The following is a 9,120-nucleotide window of genomic DNA, read 5'->3' as shown; positions in this document are numbered from 1 at the left end:
TAGCTGTTTCAGAACATGGGCATATAAACAATTGAATTTTTTCAAGGTCTTTAGTTTTGACAATAAAGGTTCCGCCTGTGCGTGTCACAAACCTTCTAAGCAGTTCAGGCTGTTCCTTAACACTAGGGTTCCCAGTGTTGCCTGAGGCAATACTTGCAGAATGCGAACCGGATGTTGGAGAGTATGGAGGTGGCAGCTCTTCGAGCGGTGTTGAACTATTGAAAGATGAACGCCTGGAAAGTGTTGGTGATGCCCCCGCCGATGCTGAGGATAGTGCTTCTTCAAGATCTGGTGATCCAGAGCGCGAATGGGGTGGCAGGGATTGAGGCAATGATTTTCTTAAGTGAGTTATCAGGTCGAAGTTAGAAAGTGAGACCATTGACTCAATTAAAAGTTCAGCTCAACACATCATTTTCTAAACCAAACCGCCTCTGACAGTTGCAAAATTCAAGCCCTCTGCGACTATATGCAAAAGGCTACTCAATTTTTGGAATCACCACTGATGGCATTCTCCTACGGCGTGATAGAAGGGCTGTATGATAAAGAAAATATATGGAACTGGAGTTCACGAAAAGCGTATGTGAACTTCTGCGCTGCGCGCAGCATGGATTTTTTCATCTACGCACCGAAGAATGATCCTTTCCTTCGGGAGCAGTGGCAACAGCCCTGGCCTCAGGAATCCTTCGATGAATTAAAAGCTCTGGCCTCTGGTTTTCAGAGTAAGGGCATTCGCTTCGGGATTGGCTTTACGCCCTACAATATCCGGGAACTGGATAAGCAAAGCCGGTTGCAGCTCAAAGAAAAAGTTAACGCGCTTAACGAACTGAATCCGGACATCCTCTGTATTCTCTTTGATGATTTCACCAATGATGTGATCGACCTGGCCAGAAAGCAGGCGGAGATTGCTGACTACATTGCCAGCCTGAGCACGGCAAAACAGTTCATTGTCTGTGGTACCTACTATTCCAAGGATCCATTACTTCAGCGTGTTTATGGCGCGATGCCTGAGAATTACTGGTCGGAGCAAGGGAAATATCTGGACCCGAAATTTGATATTTTCTGGACCGGCGATCATGTTATTTCTCTTGGTTATGACCAGCCGGGGCTGCAACAAATCGCAGATGACTTCCGCCGAAAGCCCTTCCTCTGGGACAACTATCCGGTAAACGACCCTGACTGGCTAAAAAGCCGCCTGCGTATTTACACCTTCACCGGACGACCATGGCAGATCAGTGAATGGTGTAGCGGACATGCTGCCAACACCATGATTCAACCCTGGTTATCCATGATTCCGATTGCCACGTTGAGCGATCTTTATCAGCAGAAAGAGCGCTTTGACGGTCACGCCAGTTTTAGAAACACGGTTCATGATCTTTGCGGTGATTCACTCGCGAAGGCGATTATCGATAATCTGATTTACTTAACCGAAGAAGGCACCCTGAACTTTTCGGAGTTTACCCGGCAACGATTACAGGATACCTTTTCCGCCCTGCAGTCACCGGTCGAAAAACCTTTTTCTGACGAAATAGTGCACTGGTTGAATCTGAAACAGTGAACTAATCCAATACATTTGAATCCAACAAAAACAACGAATACTTACAGGAATAGTGAATGTTATCAAAGACGCTTGAGCTGGCCATAGATCTGATGAGCCGCGCATCAGTTACCCCTGAGGATGAAGGTTGTCAGGAGTTAATGATCAGCCGTCTTGAGCCTCTTGGCTTTAAAGTAGAAAGACTGCGCTTTGGTGAAGTGGAAAACATCTGGCTGCGCAAAGGCGACAAAGCCCCCGTTCTTGCCTTTGCCGGCCATACCGATGTCGTGCCTACCGGACCAGAAGAAAAGTGGGACAACCCGCCTTTCAAACCGGCCATCATTGACGGCATGCTCCATGGTCGTGGTGCGGCAGATATGAAAGGCAGCCTCGCTGCGATGGTTACGGCCTGTGAAGAATTTCTTGCCGCCCACCCGGATCACGAAGGCTCCATTGCCTTTCTCATCACCAGCGATGAAGAAGGCCCGGCAAAAAATGGCACTGTGAAAGTCATTGAGCATCTGGAAGCTCGTAACGAAAAAATAGACTGGTGTCTCGTGGGCGAGCCTTCCAGCACCAATACTGTGGGAGATGTGGTCAAAAATGGCCGACGCGGCTCTCTCCATGGTCATTTGACCATCAAAGGCATTCAAGGTCATGTGGCTTATCCACATCTGGCCAGAAACCCGGTGCATGAGGTGGCGCTGGCCATTGCTGACCTGACTGGCGAGGTTTGGGATGAAGGTAATGAATACTTTCCACCTACCAGCTTTCAGATTTGGCAAATTCATGCAGGCGCCGGTGCCAGTAACGTGATTCCCGGTGAGTGCCAGGTGAACTTCAACTTCCGCTTCTCTTCGGAGCTGACGGCGGATGATATCCAAAAGCGCGTGCTTGCCATTCTTGATAAGCATCAGCTGGAATACGATATTGAGTGGCACCTCAGCGGTCAGCCATTCCTGACGCATCCGGGCGCTTTGGTCAACGCTGCCCGGGAGAGTATTCGTGAAATCACAGGCACTGAAACCGAACTTTCCACTTCTGGCGGCACTTCCGACGGGCGCTTTATTGCCCCCACCGGAGCTCAGGTTGTAGAGCTTGGCCCGGTAAATGCCACCATCCATAAAGTCAATGAATGCGTAAAAGCGGAAGATCTGAATACACTCCACGAAATATATGAGGGTATACTTAAGCACTTGCTAACCAACAAATGACTTTTTACGATGTGCGCTTCCCATCACACTGAAGTGGATGACATTGAGATTTACGCCAAGAGCCTCTCTTTGAAAACCATTCAACAATGGCTTGAAAACACCTTCGACCACCTTGTCACTGTAAACAGTGGCAAAGTGGTTCATGATCTGGAAGTCAGCTACGACGGCAAAAAAATCCCAATCATGATTGTGGAGAGCGCCGTTGGTAAAGCCTGGACCAGCATCTGGTTCAAAAGCAGTGGCACACCTTGGGAAGACGATACTCAGTGCGCCAGAAGCCTCAATGGTTTTGCACAGTGTCGTGTTCGCTGTAACTCCGGTCCATGGCAAGAAGGAGCTGATATGGATGAATGGTGGCAGCTTGACGAAAGCGGTCAGGATAGCCTGATTAAATGGCCAAATGCGTCATAGAAGAATGTTAATAATACATACTTCGTTTCACTGTATGCTCGGGAAGGCTCGAGCATAGCGGCTATTACCCTGCAACCGTCAACTTTGAAAGGGTATAAACCAAAGCTTCGGTATTTATTTTAAATTCCTCGTAATCAATGAGGCAGGCCTCAGCCTGCTCTCCATCTTTTCCATAACCCGATGCCAGAGTAACTGATGGTATCCCTTTATCTATAAACTCTTTTTGTTCGGAAAGATTACCGATGGATACTTCATCAATTTTTTCACCTTTATATTCAAAGAAGGATTTTAAGTGTTTTTTTAGCTCCCCAAATTTTTCTTCTCTATCCACAAAATCCAGCAAGTATTTCCTGCCTATCTCCCAGGGTTTTTTCTTATCATAATTAATTGCTGCTATTGAATTCATATTTATATAGAAATCTATTTCCTGACTATCGTCGTTTGCTTTTAAATTCCGCATAACAGTGTGGAGTGCATTATTATCAAGCAAGGCTTTTGCCCCTCCTATACCACCCTGCTCCCCCCAGAATACGAACAATACTGAATGTCCCCTCCGATCCGAATCATTCAAAATTCTCATTGCCTCAAGCTGGCCGGCAACCCCCGGAGCATTACTGCCCGGACTTCCACAATTTTGCATACTGGTCAGACGGGTGCCCACAACAACGACACTTTCTTTATTCCCTGGAAGAAAAGCGTATAAATTGCATGAGTTAAGGCCAAAACAGTTATCTACCGATCCTAAATTATCAGGAAAAAACATATCTCGAGCTCGTTGGTAATTTTGTTGATAATTTGCAATCCCCATCTGATCGATTTTTTCCTTTACCAGGTTCACAGCTGATTGGAAGCTGACAGAGCTTTTCCCACAGGAATTACTGCGAATACCAGCACTTTTCAATGAGACATAATCGTCATAGAGATGCGGCATAGAGACTTGGGTGGAAATAGCAAATTCACTTTCGTCTTTATCTACAATGGGTTCTGTTGTTATAGCCCCCGCTGTCGTAATCACTATTGTCGTTGGTTCTGCTGTCATAGTCGCTGCTGTTGTTGTTGGTTCTGTTGTTGTTGATTCTGCTGTTGTTGGTTCTGCTGTCATAGTCGCTGCTGTTGTTGTTGGTTCTGCTGTTGTTGATTCTGCTGTTGTTGGTTCTGCTGTTGTTAGCTCTGCTGTTGTTGGCTCTGATGTTGTTGGCTCTGATGTTGTTGGGTTATAGTTTACAGAGTCAATGATCACACCATTGTTACAGTTAACATGCGGCTGCCCCGAACACTCAGGAAAGAATGTCATTCCTTCAGACGCTTCAGTGGAGGTAACAGCACGGCTGACATCACCGAAGTTGACAGTATCAACCGGGCATTGCATGTCAGGCTGGCACAACACTTTTCCCAATGAGGATGATGCGCTTCTGTTGCAAATGACGGGAAATGCAAACCCAGCAACAATGCCTCCGACCAACATACCAATCGCTATGAAAGCAACCCCATATGCACAGGTACAAAGCCGTCCACGAAAGCTACTCTGCTCACCACCTCTACGACGACCATCCTCAATCCGTGGGTCATTCACAGCCGTTGCCGGTGATAGCAAATCGTTGATCTCAGAACTTCCACCACTTCCACTACTTCTGTTCAGTGCATTCATTTCAAACAATTTCGACACCTATATAAGATAAGGATTCAAAAATTGCACCCGGCTAAATAACCTGGTGCAACTCCCGGTGGCACATAATCAACGTAGTAGATAGAACACACACCCTTCATAGAGTTTAAGAACACTAACCATTTCTTTGCGTATATAGTGGTTATGAGGCTAAAATGCCCCCGAGCTTAGTTCGGGCATGTAAGTATTCCATCTCGAATCATCTATATGCCCGCAACCTGATATTTCTAACCCCCTAAATTATACGGATGCAGGCCAAGAGCCAGTTCCATGCTGAAGCCTATTACCCTTAATCGCTATGTTTTCCATAGCCTGAGAAAGCTGCTCTCCACGTGGGTTCGCACCACTGTTGAAAATAACAGCGCTCAAAGCCTGGGTCTGAACCCAGAAAAACCTGTCGTTTACGTTATGCACCAACGATCTCTGACGGATCTGATGGTGCTGGAGAGTGAGTGTATCAAAGCGGGTCTGCCCCGCCCCTATCACACCATTGATGCCAGCCACCCTGAAAGCAAAGCCCATTTCTTCCTCAGTCAACATGAAGGTTTAATTCTCCAGAGAACACGTCCGGAATCGCCCGAGCTGCTGGAGAAACTAGTCAGTGAAGTAGAAAGCCAGCAGAAAGATATACAACTAGTGCCGGTTACCATCCTCTGGGGTCGGTCTCCTGATAAGGAGCAGTCAGCATTTAAACTTCTGTTCGATTGGAACTTCAGCCTGGGCGGGCGTTTTAGTAAATTCCTGGCTACATTGCTCCATGGTCGCCAAACGATGGTTTACTTTAGCCCTGTCCTCTCATTACAGGAGATCGTGGACGACAGCGACAATCTATCTCGAGGAGTCCGCAAGGTTAACCGCATTCTCCGAGTACATTTCCGCCAGAAAAAAGCCTCTGTGCTGGGACCGGATCTCTCCCATCGCAGACAGCTCGTTAATACGCTGATCGGCACACCAAAAATCCAGAAGGCCATTGCCGCAGAAGCTGCCGCTCAAGAAATCACTCTGGTTGAAGCAGAGGCCAAGGCGCGTAAATACGCTAACGAAATTGCTTCCGATTTCTCCATGCCCGCTATCCGTTTTTTGGATATCCTGCTGACCTGGTTCTGGAACAAACTCTACAGCGGCGTCAAAGTCAGCCATGTCGAGCCGCTAAAAAAACTGGCTCAAACCCATACGGTTGTTTACGTGCCCTGTCATCGCAGCCACATTGACTATCTGCTGCTCTCCTACGTGCTGTTCTACGAAGGTTTACCACCGCCGCATATTGCTGCTGGCATCAACCTGAATATGCCCGTGGTTGGCACCATTCTTCGTAAGTGCGGCGCTTTCTTTATGCGTCGCACCTTCCGTGGCAACCCGTTGTACAGCACTGTATTTCATGAATACATGTACACCCTGACCGGCAAAGGCTTTGCGACGGAGTACTTTATTGAAGGTGGCCGCTCCAGAACCGGACGAACACTGACGCCTAAAACCGGCATGCTGTCCATTACGGTGAGAAGTTACCTGCGAGACCACCGCAAACCAGTGGCGTTTGTGCCCGTTTACATCGGTTATGAAAAACTGTTGGAAATGGCCAGTTATCTTGGTGAGCTTCGTGGCGAAGCCAAAAAGAAAGAGTCGCCTTTTGATATCGTGAGAACCCTTGCTGCTCTCAGGAATGAGTTCGGTAAAGCATGGATCACTTTTGGTGAAGCCATCGACCTGAACCACTTTCTTGATCAGCAAGCGCCGCACTGGCGAGACAGTTCATTGCCAGAAGAGAAGCCAGAATGGCTGATCAAAGCCACCGGCAACCTTGGTGATCTGATTGCCAGCAAGATCAACTCGGCGGCAGTCATCAATCCCGTAAACCTGGTTGCCACGGCACTGTTGTCTTCACCTCGGCATGCACTGGGTGAAGAAGAACTGATCCGACAGCTGGATGCATATACACGCCTTCTGTCCATGGTTCCGTACAGTGATAGAACGGCAATGACGGAGCTTGATGCCCGCAGCATGGTTCACTATGTGGAAAAACTGCAGCTGGTCACCCGTCAAACGGATGCCCTTGGCGATATCATCAGTATGGATGAGAAAACCGCCATTTCCATGACCTACTATCGCAACAACGTTCTGCACATGTTTGCGATTCCATCACTGATCAGCTGCTTCTTTGTTAACCATGCGGATATCGCTGGCAAAGACTTATTGCGCATCTGTCGTATTCTCTACCCATATCTGAAAGCGGAGCTTTATCTGCAGTGGACTGAGGAGGAGATCGAAGCGGTTGTACAACAGTGGTTGGATTGCATGGTGGATGAAGGCCTGATTACCTGCACTGAAGATAATGGAGAACGCTATTACCATCAGCCAGATCCAGCCTCCTCCGAGTACATCATGCTGAATGTCATGTCCCGCGCTATTATGCAGACGCTGGAACGCTTCTACATGGTGATTAGCCTTCTGCTCAGAAATGGCAGTGGTAATATCGAAGCAGAAGCTTTGGAACACCAAAGCGGTGTGCTGGCTCAGCGCCTGTCAATTATTCATGGTTTAAATGCGCCAGAATTCTTCGATAAGGCACTGTTCAGAAGTTTTATTACTCAGTTGCAGCTTCATGGTGTTCTGAACATTACTCAAACCAACAAGCTGGTATTCGACGACAATGTTCAGAAGGTGGCTAATCAAGCGCATATGCTGCTGACGACGGAAATACGTCACAGCATTGATCAGACCAGCCGTCACGGTGTGAGCAATAGTAGCGAGACAGTAGCGAGCTAAAGGTTGTCGCGAAACTCCACAAACCTCGTTCCCATGCTCTGAGGGTGTCGCAAAATCCCAAATATCTCGTTCCCATGCTTTGCGTGGGAACGAGAATTAAAATGAACAAAGCTCAAACGAGGGCTAAGTTACCGTTAATGGTTGAATCAGCTAAACTCCTATAAAATCAACGTGGTAGGGGAGTGATATGCAATCTGAACTCTTCCAGAATTTTATTGATTTGATTCCATTTCATCATTAACCAGTGAGCAGCGAGACATTCTTAACACCTCGCTCGTTAGTGCCCAAATAGAAATTACTGAGGCAGTAGAAACCACTGATTCAGAAACACTTTGCAGTAAATCTTTATCCAATAATAATACAACACCTGACGTAGAAAAAAGCATACTGTCCAAGTTTGCAATAAACCCCAAATGTCCCAGATGCAAAAGCCATAGCGTTGGTCGCTGGGGTATACGGAATGGCCGACAGCGCTACCACTGCAAGACTTGTGACTCCACATTTAATGCTTTTAGCGGAACACCTTTGGCAAGGCTCAGGCACCCTGAAAAATGGAGCAAGTACCTTACAGGCATGACTTACTCTATGGTCTTGCGACCCGCTGCTGCTGAGAATGGCATTGACTTGAAGTCCGCGTTCCGCTGGCGTCATCGCTTTCTTGAGGTGATCAATAATGACCAGGCAGAAGAGCTTTGTGGCATTACGGAGCTCGATGAAACATTCTTCCGTGAATCCTTCAAAGGGCAGAGAGAAGGCCTACCAAGACCAGCTAGAAAGCGTGGTAATGATCCCCACAAAGCCCGAAAAGTACCGGTGATGGTGGCTCGGGACCGCAATCGAAATACTGTCGACGGTGTTCTGGAAAACGAAAGTGCTAATGAATTATGCAGGCATTTAAATGGCCGTATATCGATACAGGCCACGGTTTGTGCGGATGCCCACCTTGCACATGAAAAACTTGCAGACAAGCTTGGATTTGACTTTAAGGAGCTGGTGACATCTGCAGGTCAACATGTTGTTGAAGGTATCTATCACATCCAGACTGTAARCTCTTATCACAGACATCTAAAACGCTGGATTGGCGGCATATTCCAAGGGGTTGCTACTCGTTACCTACCCCATTATCTGGCCTGGAGACGGGAACTTACAGCGGCAAATAAGTTAACTGCTGGCCGATTGGTTAGCAAAATTGCTGAACATTGGTGCTTCCAACCATTAACGGTAACTTAGCCTCAAACGAGCATTTGAAGAGAAAACAAGCCCTAGTACTCCATCCGACAGCATTTGATAAGAAGGTGTGGTCAATCGACCAGCCTTTCTCAAACATCGGATTCGAATGCGAAAGTCACACCAACTAAACTGAGTTTTTTGATTTTCTACAATAAGTAGACAATTTTACACATAGTAACCCACCTCCCTGCTTTGCTCGGGAAAATAGAACTATAGCTTTATCCATGGCTCAAAAAATTAGAATTCTTGCCACAGGTTATCTGCTTATTCTGGCAGCACCGGGTAAAGTCTCTTCAACTTAA

Annotated in this window: 7 protein-coding genes; 6 read left to right on the top strand and 1 reads right to left on the bottom strand. The window is 47.2% G+C overall.

The genetic code is table 11. The features are described 5' to 3' along the window. Positions 1 to 137 precede the first annotated feature (137 nt). The 4 genes from AKL11_RS01245 (at position 138) to AKL11_RS01230 (ending at position 3,159) form a co-directional block, all read left to right on the top strand. A complete protein-coding gene (locus tag AKL11_RS01245) occupies positions 138 to 326 on the top strand; it encodes a hypothetical protein (protein ID WP_157673351.1) in 189 nt (62 codons plus the stop codon). A gap of 140 nt (positions 327 to 466) precedes the next feature. Continuing rightward, the gene (locus AKL11_RS01240) at positions 467 to 1,555 is read left to right on the top strand and encodes a beta-N-acetylglucosaminidase domain-containing protein (protein ID WP_095210077.1); all 1,089 of its coding nucleotides are present in this window, start codon (positions 467 to 469) and stop codon (positions 1,553 to 1,555) included. A 56-nt stretch (positions 1,556 to 1,611) separates the two neighbouring features. Continuing rightward, positions 1,612 to 2,748: a succinyl-diaminopimelate desuccinylase gene (gene dapE, locus AKL11_RS01235; RefSeq protein ID WP_067514763.1), complete on the top strand. Its 1,137-nt coding sequence runs from the start codon at positions 1,612 to 1,614 to the stop codon at positions 2,746 to 2,748. Between the two features lie 9 nt (positions 2,749 to 2,757). Beyond that, positions 2,758 to 3,159 carry a hypothetical protein gene (locus tag AKL11_RS01230; RefSeq protein ID WP_067514761.1) on the top strand — a complete coding sequence of 134 codons (402 nt, stop codon included), beginning with the start codon at positions 2,758 to 2,760 and terminating at the stop codon, positions 3,157 to 3,159. Positions 3,160 to 3,223: 64 nt separating this feature from the next. Here the strand turns inward: AKL11_RS01230 and AKL11_RS26760 are convergent, their stop codons facing one another. Next, entirely contained in the window at positions 3,224 to 3,922 is a 699-nt protein-coding gene (locus AKL11_RS26760; protein ID WP_436404684.1) for a M28 family peptidase, read from the bottom strand. A 1,173-nt stretch (positions 3,923 to 5,095) separates the two neighbouring features. Here AKL11_RS26760 and plsB point away from each other — a divergent pair. Continuing rightward, complete coding sequence (gene plsB / locus AKL11_RS01220; protein ID WP_067514758.1) at positions 5,096 to 7,588, top strand: glycerol-3-phosphate 1-O-acyltransferase PlsB; 2,493 nt, start codon at positions 5,096 to 5,098, stop codon at positions 7,586 to 7,588. A gap of 288 nt (positions 7,589 to 7,876) precedes the next feature. After that, entirely contained in the window at positions 7,877 to 8,818 is a 942-nt protein-coding gene (locus AKL11_RS01215) for an IS1595 family transposase (protein WP_436404683.1), read from the top strand. Positions 8,819 to 9,120: the final 302 nt, after the last annotated feature.

This window comes from Endozoicomonas ascidiicola, assembly GCF_001646945.1.
Lineage (GTDB): Bacteria > Pseudomonadota > Gammaproteobacteria > Pseudomonadales > Endozoicomonadaceae > Endozoicomonas > Endozoicomonas ascidiicola.
The sequence above is the reverse complement of the archived record's forward strand: the minus strand, read 5'-3'. Positions and strand labels throughout refer to the sequence as shown.